The 459-nt window shown below is 42.3% G+C and carries 1 protein-coding gene; it reads left to right on the forward strand.

The window, feature by feature from the left end:
- The coding region (locus tag AAEY80_RS14355; protein WP_350588530.1) for an IS5 family transposase at nucleotides 1–459 on the forward strand (459 nt) is incomplete at both ends.

Raw genomic sequence — 459 nt, forward strand, 5'->3', positions numbered from 1 at the left:
GGTAAATGGCAAAAGCTCATGAAGATAGTCACAGCAAACTATGATAGTGAATGGTTATTTATAGACGGTAGCGTGGTCAAAGCTCATCAGCATAGTTCAGGTGTAGCCAGTCATCTTGATGAGGCCATTGGTAAAAGTGTTGCAGGTAATAGCAGCAAACTGCACTTAGTGGTCGATGCTTGTGGTAACCCTATACATATTGAGCTGACAGGTGGGCAAGTGCATGACGCTAAGATGGCAAAGACGTTGATAGATAGCACGATTAATAACCAGACTAAAGCGGTGATTGCAGACAGGGGCTACGATAGTAGTGATATTAGAGAGTGTATCTTCAAGCACTGTGCTGAGTCAGTCATACCCGTTAAGTCGAACTCTAAAAGCTGTAACGACACACTAGATTGGTATTTGTATCGTTGCCGTCATTTGGTAGAAAACGCTTTTGCTAGATTGAAACATTTT

The organism is Psychrobacter sp. 78a-MNA-CIBAN-0178 (genome assembly GCF_040309625.1).
GTDB classification, from domain to species: Bacteria; Pseudomonadota; Gammaproteobacteria; order Pseudomonadales; family Moraxellaceae; genus Psychrobacter; species Psychrobacter okhotskensis.